The organism is Methylobacterium mesophilicum (genome assembly GCF_036441335.1).
Lineage (GTDB): Bacteria > Pseudomonadota > Alphaproteobacteria > Rhizobiales > Beijerinckiaceae > Methylobacterium > Methylobacterium mesophilicum_B.
The window spans coordinates 168201-185510 of record NZ_MLBW01000026.1 but is presented as its reverse complement, the minus strand read 5'-3'; the positions used below and the strand labels follow the sequence as shown (position 1 = coordinate 185510).

Here is a 17310-nt window from a genome sequence, read left to right as displayed (position 1 = left end):
GCCGGGCCGCGCAGCGATCGGCCCCGCGCTCGCCTCAGGCACGGCGCAACCGGTCGAGGCGGGCGGCATTCGGGCAGAAGTCCGGGTAGGTACCGGCCGCGGTCCCGGCCCACAACTCGCGCGCGCAGCGGCCGCGGTTCCGGCAATCCAGGCAGGCGGCTTCCAGCTGCCGCACGATTTCGGGGTCGCGCTGCCGGACGGCATCGGGGTCCAGGCCGAGGCTTCGCATCAGTCCGACGATGCTGCGCAGCTTCGCGGCGCCTTCAGGGGACGACGCGGCTGGGGCCGGTCCGCCGGCCTCCATCACCGTCACCATCATCTCGTGATCGATGTTCCGAAGCTCCTGTGCCGCCTTCAGCATGCAGCACCACTCGCTCATCGCGGCGGCGAGGCCGAACGGGTCGAACGGGTCGGGCTCCTCGGCTGACGTTGCCATCGCGGCCTCCTGAAAGCCCCAGGATGCCCCACCGCCGCGGCGCATCCCTTGATCCAGCGCAAAACCGGCGGCGCGCGGCCAGGGGCGCGGATCGATGGGCCGCGATCTGCGTCAGCGCCGACGGACGGGGTCGCGATAGAGCCCGGGCGCGACACGTCGGCGCCGCGACTTTGCGCTGGATCAAGGCGGGCTCTCGCGGGAGGACCAGAAGTCGAGCGACGGCTCAGCGCAGCGCCAGCTCCCTCAATCCGTCGACATGGATCGCCCGCCATGATCAAGGATCTGCTCATCGTCGCCGATGCGGTCGGCGATGCGGCCGGCCCGTACGGTGTGGCCCTCGCCAGGCAACTCGATGCGGCCACCAGTTGCCTTTGCTTGCAGCCGGAAGGCGACCGCGGCCTCGCGGAGGTCCGCTACGATCTCGTGGTCTCGGCCCGCGACGAGGCGCTCCGGACCGTCCGGGAAGCCGCCGAGAACCTGGCCTGTGCCGCCGAGGCCGCCGAGGTTCCGGCCCTGATGGAAACGATCCACGGCGCGCCGGATGCCCTGCGCACCCAACTGCTCGCGCGGGCACGGATGCACGATCTCGTGGTGGTGGAGCAGCCCGGTCTCCGGCATGAGAGGCCGGCGGACGCCTATGTCGACGACCTCCTGCTCGGCAGCGGACGACCGACCCTCCTGGTGCCCACCGGCTGGTCGGAGCCGGCCCGGCTCGACGCGGTCACAGTGGCCTGGGACGGCAGCGCCGCGGCCGCGCGGGCCCTGGGCGATGCCCTGCCGCTGCTCACGCGGGCCCGCCGCGTCGGCATCGTGACCGTCCAGACCGAGGCCGTCGCCGGGGTCGGCGAGAGCGGTGACCGACTTGTCCGACATCTGGCCCGCCACGGGATCGACGCCGCGTACCGCACGGTCTTCAGCGCCGTCACGGTCGTGGGCCACCTGATCGCCGAGGTCGCGGAGGCCGGCTCCGATCTCCTGGTGATGGGCGCCTATGGCCATTCCCGCTTGCGCGAGGCGCTTCTGGGCGGCGCGAGCCGGGATGCTCTCCGCCAGAGCGGCGTGCCGGTGCTGATGTCGCACTGAGCGGTGCCGGGCCTTGCGGACGACAGCGCCATCTCGGACGGCGCTCGATACGCCGCGCGCCGCCTCGGCGGTCCCGGCGCGCGCGGGTCGCCGGGCATCGTGGTGGATCGCCGTTCCCGCCGGACTCGTCGGCGCCGCGATCGCCGCCCTCGCGAGCCCGGACCGAACGGGTGATGCCGTCCGCGCGTCTCCGGCCGCGCGCCACCCCTACCGGGATCTCGCCCTCTTCGGGGTCGCGCTCCGTGAGGTTCGCAGGCGAGCGGACGCCGCGCGCGGTGACGGCGACCTCGTCGACGCCGCCATCACGGGCATGATCGCCTCGCTGGATCGACACGCGCGATACCTCACGGCGGCCCAGGTCCGGATGCTCGACGACCAGGATGCCGGACGCTCTGGCGGTCTCGGCGTCGAGGTCGAGGCGAGCGGCCGCGTTCGGAGCACGCTGCCGGACGGTCCGGCGGCGCGGGCCGGTCTCGTGCCCGGAACCGTCATCGAGCGCGTCGAGGATGTCGCCGTCGCGGATATCGGGCCCGTCCGCTTGGCCGACCGGCTGCGCGGTGCGCCGGGCTCCGCGGTACATCTGCGGGTCGTCCGGCCGGGCGCGCCGGCCCCGGTCGAACGCGTCCTCGTCCGGGTCCGGCTCGCGCTGCATCCGGTCAGGTTGCGCCTGCTCGGCACGGTCGCCTACCTGGGCATCGATTACTTCGATGCCTTGACGTCAGGCGGCTTGCTCGAGGCGATCGCGACACTCAAGGCCGGTCTCGACGGCAGCAAGCTCGCCGGGGTCGTCCTCGACCTTCGCGGGAACCCGGGCGGCCTCATCGGACAGGCCGTCGCCGTGGCCGGGGCGTTCCTGGGACGGGGCGAGATCGTCCGCCTCCTGGGGCGCAGCGCCGATGCTGTCGAGCGCTTCGCGTCGGCCGGAGCCGGCGGTGACCGGATCGACGGCGTCCCGATGGTCGTGCTCGTCGACGGCGGCACCGCGTCGGCGGCCGAGATCGTCGCCGCTGCCCTGCAGGATCACCGACGCGCGACGCTCATCGGCACGCGCACTTACGGCAAGGGCGCAGTCCAGACGACCTTCGCGCTCCGCGACGGACGCGGGCTGCGGCTCACGACGGCCTGGGCCGTCACGCCGGCAGGCCGTCGACTGGAAGGCGCGGGGATCGAGCCCGATCGCTGGGTGGCGACGGGCCGGGGCGCCGGGCCCCGCACCGACGGTGAGCCGCGTGGCCGGGCCGCTCCGGGATCGGGATCCTTGCGGGAGGGTCCGGTGGTCGATGCCGATATCGACCCGGGGCTCGACCCGCCGCTGCGGGAGGCCCTCGCGCATCTCGGAACCGTCGCGGCCGTCCGGTGAGGGGCGCCGGGACCCGAGCTTGATCTGCCTCAAGGCCAGCCGCCACGGCCCGCCGGATGGTGTCCGATACGCGGCCGACACGGTCCGGCCGAGGCACAGTCGGGAATGACCATGACCACGACATTCGACGAACGCGAGCGGGCCGCCGAGCTGCGCTTCGTCCGCGCGGAGGAGGCGCGGTTCCACGTCCGCAATCGCCGCAACGGACTCCTCGCCATATGGGCCCGCGAACAGATGCGCCTGAGCGGCCCGCCGGCGGAGGCGTATGAGAGCGCCTTCACCGAGTTCGCAGTCCTGGCCGACGACAACGCCCTGATCGAGCGCCTCCTGGCCGATCTGACGTCGGCCGGCATCGCGACGACGGCCCGCAGCCTGCGCGCGGAGATGGATCGGTGCGCGGCGCTCGCCCGGGCCGAGCACCGCGTCGGCGTTGCGCTGGATCAAGGCTCTTCCGTCTAGGGCGCGCAGGATCGCGCGACGGGCCCGTGCGGCAGTCCCGTGCCCCGCCATGCGCGGGCGGGACGCCCCAAGGAGGGTCGCCATGAGGAGGGATGACATGACCGACAAGGACTTGCGCCGCGCCGTGCTCGACGAGCTCGACTTCGACCCCAGTCTCGACGCGGGCGACATCGGTGTCGCTGTCTCGAACGGCGTCGTGGCACTCACCGGTCACGTCGGAAGCTACGCCGAGAAGGTCGAGGCCGAGCGCGCCGTGCGCCGCGTCAGGGGTGTGCGCGCCATCGCCGAGGCGATCGAGGTCCGCTACGCCGACGACAAGAAGGTCGCCGACGACCAGATCGCCGCGCGGGCCCTCGCCATCATCGACTGGTCCGTGCACCTGCCGAAACAGGCCATCCAGGTGAAGGTCGCCGGCGGCTGGGTGACGCTGACCGGCACGGTGGACTGGCAGTACCAGATGGCGGGTGCCGAGGCGGCCGTCCGGAAATTGACCGGCGTGCACGGGGTGACCAACCGCATCGAGGTCCGTCCGCAGGTTCCGCCGACGGCGGTCAAGGACAAGATCCTGGAAGCCTTCAGGCGGGGCGCCCTGTTCGAGGCGGACGGGATCAAGGTCACCGTCTCGGGTGACAAAGTGATCCTCGAAGGCGCCGTGACGGCCTGGGCCGAGCGGGACGCCGCCGAGCGGGCGGCCTGGTCGGTGCCGGGCGTGCGCGCCGTCGAGGACCGCATCGTCGCCTTGAGCTGAGGAGGAGCACCATGTCCGTCGAAGCGCACCGGCCCGGCGCGGCCGCTCCGGAATCCGGGCGGCTTGGTGACGGTCCCGACGGCGCGGTCGGGTTCTACCGCGTGACCCTGACGCTGGCGCGGTGTCCGGACCATCCGGACGGCAGCGCGGGGCGGGGCTACCAGATCGTGGCCCCGCTGGGGCCGGACGGCCGCCTCGACGCGAGGCTCTGGCACCACGGCCGCGACCGATGCCGCGTGCGCCGGTTCTGGACCGACGAGCGCGACCGGCACGGCCGGCTGGTTCACCGGGCCGGCGGCGAGGGCGGCGCGACGTGGCTGATCGACTACGACGACCGGACCGAGGCCGACGACGAGGCCGGCTACCGCCTCGGGTCCCACGCCTTCGTGGAGGGCGAATACGTCTCGATCCGGGATGCCGGTGACGCGACCTTCCGCACGTTCCGGGTCGCCCACGTCGGCCGCGAGGCGCCGGGGGACGGAGCCTGACGCCCGGATCGCCGACCCTGGCGGGCGCGGCCGGTCCCGGACGGCGCGGATCACCGTGCCACGCCACCGGTGAGGGCCGCGCACCCCGGTGGCGCGGGCCGTTCGGACCGCCGGACGGGTCGGGGCGGGAGCGACGCGCGCGGTCGCGAACCGGACATTGTTTGATCCATCGCAAGGCGCGGTCGCTTCGGGCGCCCAACCTGCCCGCCGTCCTGCGCAACGGGGAGGCGGGTCATGGCGGTGGGCGAGGAGGAGACACATCCGAGCCAGGGCCGAGGAGCGCTCACCGGCGACGGGCCCGGCGACTCGAAGGCCTCTTCGGGGGCGACTTCGGGGGCGGCGCGCCCGCCGAGGCCTCCGGAAGGCGCGCGATCGAGCGGGGAAAGAGCCGGGCGCGAAGCGACCCGTCCGTCGCGGGTGGATTGGACCTTGCCCGTCCGGCGCAGGCTGGATCGGTCCGGCGTCTGCGTCGCGGAGACGGAAGCTCTCGTCGCGGCCGTCTCACGGGTCGTGAACGTGGAGGCGGATACGGAGATCCTGCGCGCGGACGACGCGCCGTCCGCGTGCAGGCTGCTGCTCGATGGCTGGACCTGCCGGTACGTCCCCCTGAGGGCCGCCAGGCCGCAGATCCTGGCGCTTCAACTCCCGGGTGAATTCCTGGATCTGCAGGGCCTCCTGCGCGGGCGGTTGGATCATGGGATCGCCACGCTGACCCCCTGCCGCATCGGTCTCGTCCCGCACGACGCGCTGAAGGGGCTCATGGAGCGGCATCCGCGCATCTGCCTCATGGTCATGCTCGAGACCGCCGTCGAGGCGGCCACGGCGCGGCGCTGGCTCCTGAACGCCGGGCACCGCCACGCATACGAGGGGATGGCGCACGTGATCTGCGAGCTCTTCACGCGCGCCGCGGCCGCCGGCCTGGCCGAGGCCTTCCGGTTTCCGATGCCCCTGACCCAGACGGAACTCGGCAGCGCGCTCGGCCTGACGTCGGTTCACGCGAACCGGACGGTGAAACGCCTTCATGAGGCCGGCCTCGTGTCCTGGCGCGGCCGATGGATGATCATCGAGGATTGGTCAGGCCTCAGGCGGGTCGCCGAGTTCGATCCCGCCTATCTGAGCCTGGAACACGCGAGGCCCTGACCGCTGCGCCGAACGATCGGATCGATGTCGCGCCCGGTCGCCGGGACGGCTCGACCGCGCCGGCCGGGAGGAGGATGCTGGAGAGGACGCCGGGAGGATGCTGGACGGATCCGCGGTACCGGCTCCGGGGACGCGGATCACCGTCGGCTTCAGGGGACGATCGTCCAGTCGTCCACCGTCCCGGCCCGGCGAGCCTCGCCCGCCTCGACAGGGCCGCACTGCATGATGTCGCCCTCGGTCCGGCGGTCGTGATCCTCGGGGGCGTGCCGTTCCGGCCAGACCCAATCCCGCACCTCCGGCAGATCGTCGCCGGTCTGGCAGACGTAGGCGCGGTGCGCGGCCAGCGCGTCCCGGAGCGCCGCCTCGGCGTGCTCGGCCCGGGCGCCCAACCGCGGCGCGGCGCGCAGCGCGGCCTGCGCGAGGTGAAACCGGTCGAGCCGGTTCAGCACGCACATGTCGAAGGGCGTCGTCGTCGTGCCCTCCTCGATGAAGCCGTGGACGTGGAAGTTGCCGTGGTTCGTCCGCTTGTAGGTCAGCCGGTGGATGAGCCACGGATAGCCGTGATACGCGAACACCACCGGACGGTCCCGGGTGAACAGGCTGTCGAAGGTCGGGGCGTCGAGCCCGTGCGGGTGCGTCTCGGGCGCCGGCAGCGTCATCAGGTCGACCACGTTCACGACCCGGATCCGGAGGTCCGGGACGTGGCGGCGGAGCCAGTCCACGGCGGCGAGGGTCTCCTGGGTCGGCACGTCGCCCGCGCAGGCCATGACCACGTCCGGCTCCGCCTCGCCCTCGTTCGAGGCCCACGCCCAGACGCCGATGCCGGCCGCGCAGTGGCGGGCAGCCTCGTCCAGACCGAGCCACTGCGGGGCGGGCTGCTTGCCGGCCACCACCACGTTGATGCGGTCGTAGGTCCGGAGGCAGTGGTCCGTGACGCACAGGAGCGTGTTGGCGTCCGGCGGCAGGTAGATCCGCGCCGTGTCCCCCCGCTTGTTCGCCACGAAGTCGATGAAGCCCGGGTCCTGGTGGCTGAAGCCGTTGTGGTCCTGCCGCCAGACGTGGGACGAGAGCAGGATGTTGAGGGACGGCACCGGCCGGCGCCAGGGCAGGTCGCGCGAGGACTTCAACCACTTGGCGTGCTGGTTCACCATCGAATCGACGACGTGCGCGAAGGCCTCGTAGGTCGCGAACAGCCCGTGCCGTCCGGTGAGCACGTAGCCCTCGAGCCAGCCCTCGCAGAGATGCTCGCTCAGCACCTCCATGACCCGGCCGTCGCGCCGGAGGTGGTCGTCGCCGGGACGGATCTCCTCCTGCCAGGCGCGGCCCGTCACCTCGAAGACCGCGTCGAGGCGGTTCGAAGCGGTCTCGTCCGGGCCCATGATGCGGAAGTTCCGCGCCGCCGCGTTCAGGGTCAGGACGTCCCGCAGGTATCGCCCAAGCGCGCGGGTGGCCTCCGCCCGGGTGCGGCCCGGCTCCGGCACCGCGACCGCGGCGGCGCCCAGGTCCGGGAGACGCAGGGGGGCGCTCTTGTGCGCGTTGGCGTGCGGATTGGCCGAGATGCGGCGCGGTCCCTTCGGCGGAAGCGCGGCGAGGTGGGGGACGAGCGAGCCGTCCTCGGCGAACAGCTCCTCCGGCCGGTAGGAGCGCATCCAGGCTTCCAGGATCGCGCGGTGCTCCGCGTTCTCCCGCACGGCCGCCACGGGCACTTGGTGCGACCGCCAGGTGCCCTCGACCGGGTTGCCGTCCACCCATGCCGGCCCCGTCCAGCCCTTCGGGCTGCGCAGCACGATGACGGGCCAGCGCGGTCGCCCGGGCTCGCCGAGACCGGCGCACGTCCGGATCTGCGCGATGGCGTCGAACGCCGCGTCGAGGGCCGCGGCCATGGCCTGGTGCATCCGGGCCGGCTCGTCGCCGGCGACGAAGGTCGGCTCGTAGCCGTACCCGACGAGGAGGCTGCGCAGCTCGTCGGCGGGCATGCGGGCGAGGAGCGTCGGGTTGGCGATCTTGTAGCCGTTGAGGTGCAGGATCGGCAGAACCGTCCCGTCACGGCACGGATCGAGGAACTTGTTCGCGTGCCACGCGGCGGCGAGCGGCCCCGTCTCCGCCTCGCCGTCGCCGACGACGCAGGCGACGGTCAGGCCGGGATTGTCGAGGGCGGCGCCGAACGCGTGCGCCAGCGCGTAGCCGAGTTCCCCGCCCTCGTGGATCGAGCCGGGCAGCTCGGGCGAGGCGTGGCTCGGGATGCCGCCGGGAAACGAGAACTGCCGGAACAGGCGTTCCATGCCGTCGCGGTCCCGCGCCACGTTCGGGTAGATCTCGCTGTAGGTGCCCTCCAGGTAGGCGTTGGCCACGAGCCCCGGCGCCCCGTGGCCCGGTCCCCAGACCGCGATCAGGTCGAGGTCGCGCTGCCGGATGACCCGGTTCAGGTGCGCGTAGATGAAGTTGAGGCCCGGCGTGGTGCCCCAGTGGCCGAGGAGCCGCGGCTTGACGTGCTCGGGCTTCAGCGGCTCGCGCAGGAGCGGGTTGGCCATGAGGTAGATCTGGCCGACCGACAGATAGTTCGCGGCGCGCCAGTAGGCGTCGATCCGCCCGAGGCTGTCGGGTCCCAGCGGCCCCGGCACGAAGGCCAGGTCGTGCCCGGGGCCCGCCGCGTCGCCGTCGCGCCGCGCCTCGCGGGTGCTCTGCGACTCGCGCCTCACGTCCATGTCGGCCTCCCGGTGGCGGATGCCGGGGATCGTGCAGGCGGCCGGGATCGACGGCGTTGAGGTGGATCAAGGCGGCCCGGGACCGCGTCGGCAGGATGCCTCGCGTCAGCAGGACGGGAGCGAACGATGGCCCTGGTGCTCCGAACCACCTTGATCACGACGGTCGGCCGCGCGCGGGGGCCGGCCTCGCTCAGACCGAAGAACGACGCCGGTCGCCGGGTCGTCGCCGNCCTTGATCACGACGGTCGGCCGCGCGCGGGGGCCGGCCTCGCTCAGACCGAAGAACGACGCCGGTCGCCGGGTCGTCGCCGATGCGGCGCGCTACCGGTCCATCGGCAGCCTGCAGGCGCTGGGGCTCGCCGTCGCGGGCGCGGCGGTGACGCCGGCGCTCCTGTGGCTGACCCTCTGAGGGACGCGGCCGAGCGCGCCGCGTGGTCAGCCCCCGGCGTGCGCGCCGTCGAGGACCGCCTGACACTCGCGTGACGTGGAACGGCTCGCTTCGGGGCGAAATCAGCTTCCACTTCGGCGACGACATACCCTTCAGTGCTCACCGCTGGCCGGAGTTCTTCAACAGCCTGCTAAGGCGGCGAGTTCGTCCCAACCCTTTCGAGGCAATCTGCTCGCGAGTTGCCGGTACGCTGCCAGGATGTCCGCGCCAACTTGGGCGGCTTTGGCCTGAGCGCTTCCCTGACGGCAAGGGTGTCGTCGCCGATCATGTGGATCTCCAGGCTGGGCTGTCCGTCGGGCCGGGCACGGGCATGCGGCCCCGACGCACGGGCAACGACCGCCGGCAGGAAGTTGGATTTGCCGGGTGTGGTCGAAAGGTACGAGCGGCCCGGCCCAGGGCGGGATGAGGGTCGGGCCGCCGGGTGCCTTGGAGGGGTGATCGCCCCGGCCGAGGTCCGAAGTCCCGGCCTGACTCAGACCGGCCGCAGGTGTCTCTGGATCTCGTCGACGGGATGCTTAGTCAGGTCCTTGCCGACTTCAGCGATGATGGCGCTCCGCAGGCGGGCAGACAAGACTTCCCGAAGCTCCGCGAGCGTCCGCGGAGGGGCCACGAGGACCAAGGCCGGGATCGGGTCGACGGTGTCCAAGACCTGCGCGACCTCGCTCGCGAAACGACGCTCCGCGAGGTCGTGCCAGTCCGTCTGCTCGATGGCGCTGCGGCTGCCCCCGAGCCTGACCCGCGGAGGCCTGTCGGTTCCCTGCTCATGGGTCGGCGGGTTCGGTGGCGCCGCGAAGCCCCGCTGCAAACGAAGATCCGCGGCGAGGGGTCCGCCCTCGTTGCGGAGCACCAGGGCCTTGCGGCCGTCGCAGACGAGGACGTAGCCGCCGTGCGGGATCATGAGGCGACGCTGATCGGTCATGGTGTCCTCCCGGGCGTCGCTTCAGTGGCTCATGAGGCAACAGAGAGGGGCATAGGACAGTAGGTCCCGAGTGACGCCACCGAACACCCACTCGCGGAGGCGGCCGTGGCCGTAGGCGCCCGCGACGATCAGGTCGGCCCCGTGCTCGGTGGCCGCTTCGACGAGTGCCTCGGAGGCCGAGGCACCCAGGGCATCGTGTCTGACGCGGATGGCTGAGACGCCGTGCGCCTGGAGGAGACGAAGGGTGTCCTGACCCTCGGAGCCGGCGGCATCGTCGACGGAGACGACGAGGACCTCGGATGCCCGCTTCAGGAACGGAAGCGCGTCCAGCACCGCGCGGCGCGCCTCGCGGGTGTTCTTCCAGGCGACCACGACGCGCTTGGCGTCGAGATGGTCGACGCTTGGCGGCACCACCAATACCGGGCACCCGAGATGCATGACCGCGTCGGCCGGATCGACCGCTAACAGCGCGGGCCCGGGGTCCGTCCCTCGGCCGACCACCACGAGGTCGGCGGCCGCCGCCTGGGCGACCAGGAACGCCCGCGGGAATTCGAGGTTGGAGCGCCACTCGACACGGCTGCGTCCGCCGGCGGCTTCCTCGAAGGCCTCGTGGGCCACCCGGAGGTCGTTCAGGACCGCCTCCTGAATCGAGGAAATGCGGAACGACCCTCCCGGCGTCGGGCCGGCCGGAGCCCAACTATAATCCGGCATCTCCGCCGCGACGCCGGTCAGGCGGGCGTGGAAAGCGTCGGCGAGGTGCGCGGCCAAGCGTACGCGGCTTCGCGCGCCTTCCGACAGGTCCACGGCAACCATGATGCTCGCGTAGGTCATGGAACGTCTCCGGATCGGAAGGCATGGAAGGGCTGCGCGCGGGCCTTGCGGCCTCGCCCATCCCTCTGGTTTCAGCCGAGCGTGAGGCGGTCCTCGACGGCGCGCACGCCCGGCGCCGACCACGCGGCAGTCTCGGCGAGGCGGCGCTCGTGCCAGGCGTTGACCTTGCCCTCCAGGACGACCTTCGCGTCCTTGACCGTCACCTTGATCGCGTCGGCCTCAAGTTCGGCGTTGCGCTTGAGCGCCGCCAGGATCTTCGCGCGTACGTCGGGCGCGCTCGCCTTCGGTGCCACCTCGATATTGTTAACGATGCCGGTCACGCCGGCGAGGCGCCGGATAGCCCGATAGGCTTCCTCCTTCTGGTACTGCCAGTCGACCTTGCCGGAGAGCGTCACCCAGCCGGTCTGGACCTTCACCTGCACCGCATCCTTGGGCACTGTCGCGGACCAATCGAGCATTTGCACCGCGCGCTGCGCGAGGTCCTCGTCGCGAGGCGGGGCTTCGCCGCCGAAGCGCACCTTGATCTCCTCGACGACGCCGCGGACGCCGCGGACCTTCTGGGCCACCTTCTCGGTGGCGACGCGCGCCGCGAAGCTGGCGACGTGGCCGCTTAGCGTGACGATGCCCTTATCCACGGCGACGCCGATATGGGCGGCGTCGATGCTGGGGTCGAAGTCGAGTTCGTCTACGACATTCTGGCGGATCAGCTTATCGCCCATCGGAAATCTCCTCGATGAGGGCCAGGTCGCGCCTGGCCGAGCCCGAGGCTATGCCCGGCAGGCGGTCGGACATTGATCCAGCGCAAGCTCTCTGCCGGCCGCGATACGAGCGAGCATCGGGCAGGCCCGAGGGCAACCCGGGGCGGCGCAGCCGGCGGCCACGGCGGAGACCATGTCCCGGGCATCGAACAGCCGGCCGAGCAGCGGCACGTCCGCGAAGGCCTTCGGGACCCGGGCGTTCCCGGCAATCAGGGCGAAGGGGATGCCCCTCCGGCGAAGGTCGCAGGCGAGCGGGAAGCACGGCCCCTCGTTCAGGTCGACGCTGACCACGGCGAAGTCTGGACGCTTCGCGTCGAGGCTTCCGATGGCATCGCCACCGGTTCCGTAGGGGCCGCTCACCGCACAGCCGGCGTCCGCGAGGGCGTCCTCCAGCCACATGCCCGGCAGCGCCTGTGGCTCGGCGACAAGCACGATCGGCCGCCTCTCACCTGCGTTCGCCCGCATCGCCCGATCCTCATTCCTGGTCGCGATGGGAGGAGGATGGATCCGCCGGGCCGACTCGCCTTGCGCTGGATCAAAGGACGCCGGGGCGCCGCGAGCGGCCGGTGCGCTCAAGCAGATGATGCCGCGGCGTCCTGTCGGATCGAGCGCGCGACCCTCAGGGCCGCGTCAAGGTCGTTGCGGTCCGTCCCGTAGCGCCGCCATAGACCGTCCAACCACCCCGGCAGTCCGGCCTCGGCGTCCAGGATCTCGGAGAACGGGATGATACATGCCGTCGAGCGCCCCGATGCCGTAGCCGGTAACGGCCCATTGCCGCCCTTCCCAGTGCACGGGTTCGGTGAGTCCGTGGCTCATCCCCGCCTCCTCACGCCGCCTGCCCGTCGAGCTCGGCCACCTCGCAGGTGTCGGCCCGCATGCGCCAGTCGACGATACCCGCCGTCTGGCAGAACAGCGCCTGGGCCGCACAGGCGGCGGCAGCCTGCGAGTGGGCGGAGACAACGGTCTGCCGCTGGATGGTGGTGTGTTCGTGGCCGCCGTCGTCCGGCACAACCTTAAGGAAGGTGACGAGGTACTTGTGCATGGCGCGCCTCCGATCGCGATGTGGCGGAGACGGTGGGCGCCCGCCGGAGCGGCGGCCTTGATCCAGCGCAAGGCTCGACGCGCGATCATAGACCCGGTGCCGGCGGGGAGAGGCGTTCCCGACCCGGATCGGCCCCGTTGTCGTGGCTTGTCCGCGCGGTTCGAGGCGCGTGCGCCTTGCCGTGCAGTGGCCAGTATCGCTCCATCGCCAGGTAGGTGAACGAGGCCCACCAGCCGATCAGGAGCAGGCCGTTGAGCGCCTCGACGCCGGCGAGCAGCCGGGTATGAGAGGTCGGGAAGTGGTCGCCGAAGCCGAGCGAGGAGGAGGCCACCACCGAGAAGTACAGGCAGCCCTCGAAGGACGTTACCGAAGTGCCTGCAAAGGCGCCGACGCCGAAGCGGAGCACGGGAAGCCAGTAGACGCCGGCGTAGATCCAAACCGCGACGGTGTGCCCGACGAAGGTCATCAGCACTACCGAGGATACGGGCGCAGGGCGGGACCGGGAGCTCGGACAGGTGCTCCGATGACAGCCGCAGCGTCTCGTAGAGCACCAGGATCGTGGTTCTGACGAGGACGACGCTGGCCGTCATGGCGAGGAGCATGCGCGGCCCCGGGTGAGCGCGGCGGCCCGAGCCTGCCCGACAGGGCGAGCGCGTCCTTGGCCTAGCGCTGGTGGGCAGGCGTCGAGGCGCCTTTGACCGAGATCAACGCCGTCCTCCACGGAACGGCATTTCCTCATCGAAGCGCCGCAAACCGGGCGCCGGGATGTGGGAGGTGACCATGGCCGAAGTGCATGTTGCCGAGGAGCTCTGGTCAACGGGGATGCTGCCCGAGGGCATTCTGGAGCGGTGGTTCGTTGCGGACGGAGCGCGTGTGCGGGCCGGAGAGGCCGTGGCGGCCGTGCGCATTGGCGAGGCCCTCCACGACATCGCCTCGCCGACCGGCGGCCGCCTCACGGTCTTGGCGCCCGTCAACGAGGTCGTCGACCCCGGCAGCATCATCGCCGAGGTCCACGCCTGACATCCGGGAGGCAGACCATGTCTCAACCCGACGCGGCCACGTCATCACCGGCTTGGCGGACGCAGGAGATCCTGATCGGCGGCCTGCAGCACGCCGCCGGCGTCGCGCTGGTGCTGGCGGCATGGGTGCTGGTCTTCACTGATCATGCCCGCGCGGCCGGTTCCGCGCTCCTGCCGGGCTTGCTCATCGTCACGCTCTACGGCGCCAACGAGGTCCGCTTCCGGGCGGTGCTCGAAAGGGCGGTGCTGATCGTCGGGGCCTGGACGCTCGTCGCGCCCTGGGCGCTCGGGTTCGCGGCGAACGACGGCGCGACCTGGGCACACGTCGCGCTCGGTGGCGTGGCCATCGCGACCGCCATTGCACTGCTCCGGATCGCGAGGCGGCCATGACGTTTCAGTCGGCCGCCACCCGCGCGGCCGTTCTGGCCGCCTCCCTGGCGGCTTGCACCGGCGCTTCGGCCGCCGGTCCCGAGGAAGACCATCGCGTCCGTGGGTGGGCCATCGCCGCGCAGCTCTGCAGGGAGTGCCACGTGATCGGCCGCGCCTCACAGCCCGGCGCATTCGCCGGCCCGGCCTTTCTGCGGGTCGCCAACATGCCGTCGACGACCGGTCCGGCGCTCGCGGTGTTCCTGCAGAGCCATCACCAGCGGATGCCGAGCCTGAGGCTCGACCGGGACGAGATGGACGCAGTCATCGACTACATCCTCAGCCTCAAGGCCCGGACGGCCGCGACGCCTCCGGACATCACCTCGAAGGATTGAGGGTGACGCTGCTGCATCCCGTGCTGCTGGCCGATATTGGCGGCACCTAAGCCCGCTTCTCCGTCCTTCCGGAGCCGGGAGGACGTTCAGGCCCAATCCGGAAGGTGCCGACGGCCGGCTTCCCCGGCCCGGTCGACGCCATTCGGGCCTATGTCAACCGACAGGACACGGTCCGGCCGCGCTCGGCCTTCCTCGGCGTCGCGGGGCGGATTACCCCTGGCATCACGCGCCTGACCAACGCGCCGAGGACCCTGGTGGGATCGGCGAGGCGTTCGGTTTGGAAGCGGTGCGGCTGGTCAACGACGACGTGCCGCTCGCCGTCACCGTCCTCGACCCGGACGATCCGGCCGACTTGGCGCGGAACTGACGCATCGTGTCGGCGCGCGTCTCGTCGGCGCCGCCGCCTGCATGCCGGACTATCCCCGAGGCTATGGCGAGACCGCCGTGCCCATGGGCATGATCGTCGAGGAGATCCGCCAAGCGGCGTTGGACCGGCTCGCGAGCGTCGAGCAGGTTCTTCGGCATGCCTCCTGCCTGAACAACCGCGTCGCGTGGCGCTCGGACCTCGGTTCACCGGCCTCGTTTCTCGAAGGCCAGTTGCGGGCGGCGGACCTCATCGTGGTCGGGCGCTACGCGGATGACGGGGGGGTGACGGTCGGCATGGCCGTCGACGCCGGCGACGACCGTCGGCGATTGGTTTACGCCCTTCAGCCGGCGCCAGGTTTTCGACGCCGGCATCACCAGCTTGAACACCATCAGCTTGGCGCTCGTGGCCGAGAGCGCCCCCTTGGTCCGGACCGTGCGATGGCGGACGGTGGCGAAGACGCTCTCGATCGGGTTCGAGCTGCGCAGGTGATCCCAGTGCTTGGCCGGGAAATCGTAGAACGCCAACAGCCTGTCACGATCCTTGGTCAGGCAGGCGGCGGCCCGAGGGTACTTGGCCCCGTACTTCTCGACGAAGACGGCCAGCGCCGCCTCGGCCGCCGCCCGGGTCGGCGCGCCGTGGGTCTCGCGCAGGTCCGCCTTCATCGCCGGCTGGTCGGATCTCGACACCGTGTCGAGGACGGTGGCCGTCTTGCGGACCCAACACCGCTGGTGAGAGGTGTTGGGGAAGACCGCGTCCAGCGTCGCCCACCGCAATCTCGGGCGCGATCGACAGCCCGCACCGATTCACGTCGGCGAGCAACTCGCGCCAGCTCTGGGCACTCTCAAGCACACCCATCTGGAACCTGGCGAGCTCCGTGCGACCCTCGGGCGTCGCCCCGATCGGCACGAGCATGCAGTCTGCCTGCTCGGCCATCCGCGCCTGCAGAGAGACGCCGTCAGCCCAGATGTAGGCGTAGCGGAGCGCCGAGAGATCGCGGCCCTGCCAGCGGGCGTACATATCCGCCCAAGTCGCCGTCAGCCGGGCGATGACGGCGGGGACGGGTCCGTCCCGCGAGCCGATATTGCTGTCGGCTCAGCGGCCATCCAAGCGCCGCGCTGAAACCGCGGCACCATCGCGCTCGTCCCGGTCCCGCGCGGATGGCCTGCACGCCCACCGGCGCGGCAGGCTTCATCCCGGTGCGCAGCGGCCTGGACTGAATTACAAACGGCTTGGCTGGATAGATGTCCCCTGGTTAGTGCGTACGTTCGACCGGTGCGCTCCGCCTACGGAGGCATTCCTGCATCCATCTCGTCCCGTCGCATCCACTCGATCAGCAGCACGTAGCCCATGGCCAGCAGAACTGGCCCGACGAACAGGCCGAGAAGGCCGTCAGCAATCATGCCGCCTATGACACCGGTCAAAATGACCGGCATGGGCACTTGCATGCCGCGTCCGAGCAGGAACGGTTTGAGGATGTTGTCGCTGAGCCCGGCGCTGATGGTCCAGCCGAGGAAGATGACCGCCGGTTGTGTCGCCTTCGTCGCGAATACATAGACGATGATCGGCAAGGTCAGGAGAACTGCCGGCACCTGCACGATGCAGAGGAAAAACGTCGCGAGCGTCAGAAGACCGGCGGCTGGAAGCCCGATGGCAAAAAAGCCCGCACCGAGCAGCAACGCCTGGACCGCCGCGACGCCGACGATGCCCAACGCGACGCTGCGGATTGTCGCGACGATCAACGCCGCGAGCTGAGAACCTCGCGCCTTATCACCCGTGATCCGGCCCAAGAATTCCCGCGAAAACGCGGCTGCATCCTCGCCATACGCAATGACCACGGCCGCAATCGCGAACGAGAGAACGAACGAGATTTCGCTGGTCGCCAAGCCCCGCACAGCCGAAAGAAGCCAAGCCACGGGTCTCTTTAGCATCGAACCGTATCTCGCGAGGGCTTGTGGCGCATTGGCGGCAGCAAGTGCCCATGCCTCTGCCAGCTTCTGACCGACCAGCGGCACGCGGGCGAGCCAATTCGGGACAGGCGGCAAGGCCAGCGCCTGATTCTGAACGTCCAACAGGAAGGCGTAGATTGAGGATCCGGCCGACGTCACGACTGCAATCGTCGGAATGGTGACGATGGTACCACCGACGAGCCCGATCAGCAGGGCTGACCAGCGATCCCCAATCCGGCCGAGCAATCGGGCATGCATCGGATACAGCATCACGGCCAAGATCGCTGACCAGATCAGGACTTCGTGCAGCGGAAGGATGATGCGGCTACATGCATAGATCAGCGCTGCAGTCAGTCCGATCCGAATTGCGGTATCAAGCAACGTAGCCCGTGAGTGTTCGCGGTCAGAGCCGGGCGCACGCGGATCCATCCTATCCTGCCCCAGTTACACGGGCCGCTAGGGCGCCGGTATTTCGCTCGTCGAGCGCGCAGTGAATCGTGCCGCACACAGTTGCATAAGCCGAATCCGGCAATCATCCGGGCCGCTCCAGACGATCTTCGGCGTTGTTCCTGCGCGATATCCCCGAAATTTCATAGCCTATGCCCACGGAGGAACTCTTCTTTGCGCTAGATCAACGTCCTGTGCGCAACGGTCCATGCGCCAAATCTCATCCATCGAGCGGCTACGACTGGAGTGCCGATGTGTCACGTTCGATCAAGCGAAAGTTCTGAGAACCGCTAAATCTACGGGCCGCAGCCTCACAAGGAGACCGAGGCTTGGTCAAGAACCGCTTCATCACG

General features: G+C 70.7%; 19 protein-coding genes and 4 pseudogenes. 12 read left to right on the top strand and 11 right to left on the bottom strand.

Annotated elements, in window-relative coordinates; genetic code table 11:
- Positions 1 to 34: 34 nt before the first annotated feature.
- Positions 35 to 481: a DUF6455 family protein gene (locus tag MMR14E_RS16945; protein ID WP_331315851.1), complete on the bottom strand. Its 447-nt coding sequence runs from the start codon at positions 479 to 481 to the stop codon at positions 35 to 37.
- A gap of 225 nt (positions 482 to 706) precedes the next feature.
- On the opposite strand from MMR14E_RS16945, the gene MMR14E_RS16940 reads away from it, so the two are divergent.
- The 6 genes from MMR14E_RS16940 to MMR14E_RS16915 all read left to right on the top strand — a co-directional run bounded on the left by MMR14E_RS16940 (position 707) and on the right by MMR14E_RS16915 (position 5714).
- Positions 707 to 1519 carry a universal stress protein gene (locus tag MMR14E_RS16940; RefSeq protein WP_331315850.1) on the top strand — a complete coding sequence of 271 codons (813 nt, stop codon included), beginning with the start codon at positions 707 to 709 and terminating at the stop codon, positions 1517 to 1519.
- A gap of 13 nt (positions 1520 to 1532) precedes the next feature.
- Positions 1533 to 2879, top strand: coding sequence for a S41 family peptidase (locus MMR14E_RS16935; protein WP_331315848.1), 1347 nt, complete (start codon positions 1533 to 1535; stop codon positions 2877 to 2879).
- 105 nt (positions 2880 to 2984) lie between these two features.
- On the top strand, positions 2985 to 3338 hold the full coding sequence (locus tag MMR14E_RS16930) for a DUF1476 domain-containing protein (protein WP_419539360.1): 354 nt from the start codon (positions 2985 to 2987) through the stop codon (positions 3336 to 3338).
- Positions 3339 to 3435: 97 nt separating this feature from the next.
- Positions 3436 to 4086, top strand: a complete 651-nt coding sequence (locus tag MMR14E_RS16925) for a BON domain-containing protein (RefSeq protein WP_331315846.1) — start codon at positions 3436 to 3438, stop codon at positions 4084 to 4086.
- Between the two features lie 11 nt (positions 4087 to 4097).
- A complete protein-coding gene (locus MMR14E_RS16920) occupies positions 4098 to 4574 on the top strand; it encodes a hypothetical protein (protein ID WP_331315844.1) in 477 nt (158 codons plus the stop codon).
- Positions 4575 to 5084: 510 nt separating this feature from the next.
- On the top strand, positions 5085 to 5714 hold the full coding sequence (locus MMR14E_RS16915) for a Crp/Fnr family transcriptional regulator (protein ID WP_331315843.1): 630 nt from the start codon (positions 5085 to 5087) through the stop codon (positions 5712 to 5714).
- Between the two features lie 149 nt (positions 5715 to 5863).
- Here the strand turns inward: MMR14E_RS16915 and MMR14E_RS16910 are convergent, their stop codons facing one another.
- Positions 5864 to 8419, bottom strand: coding sequence for a phosphoketolase family protein (locus MMR14E_RS16910; protein WP_331315841.1), 2556 nt, complete (start codon positions 8417 to 8419; stop codon positions 5864 to 5866).
- 232 nt (positions 8420 to 8651) lie between these two features.
- Here MMR14E_RS16910 and MMR14E_RS16905 point away from each other — a divergent pair, with 232 nt between their 5' ends.
- Both MMR14E_RS16905 and MMR14E_RS16900 read left to right on the top strand, forming a co-directional pair.
- Positions 8652 to 8828, top strand: coding sequence for a hypothetical protein (locus MMR14E_RS16905; RefSeq protein WP_331315993.1), 177 nt, complete (start codon positions 8652 to 8654; stop codon positions 8826 to 8828).
- Positions 8828 to 8902, top strand: a pseudogene (locus tag MMR14E_RS16900) (ornithine aminotransferase); the annotation flags it as partial. The gene MMR14E_RS16905 and the pseudogene MMR14E_RS16900, both read left to right, overlap by 1 nt.
- Positions 8903 to 9339: 437 nt before the next feature.
- Here MMR14E_RS16900 and MMR14E_RS16895 read toward each other — a convergent pair.
- The 7 genes and pseudogenes from MMR14E_RS16895 to MMR14E_RS16865 form a co-directional block, all read right to left on the bottom strand.
- Complete coding sequence (locus tag MMR14E_RS16895; protein ID WP_331315839.1) at positions 9340 to 9786, bottom strand: host attachment protein; 447 nt, start codon at positions 9784 to 9786, stop codon at positions 9340 to 9342.
- 21 nt (positions 9787 to 9807) lie between these two features.
- Positions 9808 to 10617: a universal stress protein gene (locus MMR14E_RS16890; protein ID WP_331315837.1), complete on the bottom strand. Its 810-nt coding sequence runs from the start codon at positions 10615 to 10617 to the stop codon at positions 9808 to 9810.
- A 71-nt stretch (positions 10618 to 10688) separates the two neighbouring features.
- The gene (locus MMR14E_RS16885; RefSeq protein ID WP_331315836.1) at positions 10689 to 11336 is read right to left on the bottom strand and encodes a BON domain-containing protein; all 648 of its coding nucleotides are present in this window, start codon (positions 11334 to 11336) and stop codon (positions 10689 to 10691) included.
- Positions 11337 to 11384: 48 nt separating this feature from the next.
- Positions 11385 to 11840, bottom strand: coding sequence for a histidine kinase (locus MMR14E_RS16880; RefSeq protein WP_331315835.1), 456 nt, complete (start codon positions 11838 to 11840; stop codon positions 11385 to 11387).
- A 107-nt stretch (positions 11841 to 11947) separates the two neighbouring features.
- Positions 11948 to 12191, bottom strand: a pseudogene (locus MMR14E_RS16875) (hypothetical protein).
- A 10-nt stretch (positions 12192 to 12201) separates the two neighbouring features.
- Positions 12202 to 12417: a hypothetical protein gene (locus MMR14E_RS16870; protein WP_331315834.1), complete on the bottom strand. Its 216-nt coding sequence runs from the start codon at positions 12415 to 12417 to the stop codon at positions 12202 to 12204.
- Positions 12418 to 12502: 85 nt separating this feature from the next.
- Complete coding sequence (locus MMR14E_RS16865; RefSeq protein WP_331315833.1) at positions 12503 to 12883, bottom strand: potassium channel family protein; 381 nt, start codon at positions 12881 to 12883, stop codon at positions 12503 to 12505.
- A 314-nt stretch (positions 12884 to 13197) separates the two neighbouring features.
- On the opposite strand from MMR14E_RS16865, the gene MMR14E_RS16860 reads away from it, so the two are divergent.
- The 4 genes and pseudogenes from MMR14E_RS16860 to MMR14E_RS16845 form a co-directional block, all read left to right on the top strand.
- Positions 13198 to 13437 (top strand): biotin/lipoyl-containing protein, encoded by a 240-nt coding sequence (locus tag MMR14E_RS16860; protein WP_331315832.1) that lies wholly within the window; start codon positions 13198 to 13200, stop codon positions 13435 to 13437.
- Between the two features lie 17 nt (positions 13438 to 13454).
- Positions 13455 to 13826 (top strand): SPW repeat protein, encoded by a 372-nt coding sequence (locus MMR14E_RS16855; RefSeq protein ID WP_331315831.1) that lies wholly within the window; start codon positions 13455 to 13457, stop codon positions 13824 to 13826.
- On the top strand, positions 13823 to 14197 hold the full coding sequence (locus MMR14E_RS16850) for a cytochrome C552 (protein ID WP_331315829.1): 375 nt from the start codon (positions 13823 to 13825) through the stop codon (positions 14195 to 14197). Before MMR14E_RS16855 ends, MMR14E_RS16850 begins: the two co-directional genes overlap by 4 nt.
- Before the next feature lie 104 nt (positions 14198 to 14301).
- Positions 14302 to 14382 (top strand): annotated as a pseudogene (locus MMR14E_RS16845) (hypothetical protein); the annotation flags it as partial.
- A 385-nt stretch (positions 14383 to 14767) separates the two neighbouring features.
- Here MMR14E_RS16845 and MMR14E_RS16840 read toward each other — a convergent pair.
- A pseudogene (locus MMR14E_RS16840) lies at positions 14768 to 15635 on the bottom strand (IS256 family transposase); the annotation flags it as partial.
- 212 nt (positions 15636 to 15847) lie between these two features.
- Positions 15848 to 16939, bottom strand: coding sequence for an AI-2E family transporter (locus MMR14E_RS16835; RefSeq protein ID WP_331315827.1), 1092 nt, complete (start codon positions 16937 to 16939; stop codon positions 15848 to 15850).
- Positions 16940 to 17310: the final 371 nt, after the last annotated feature.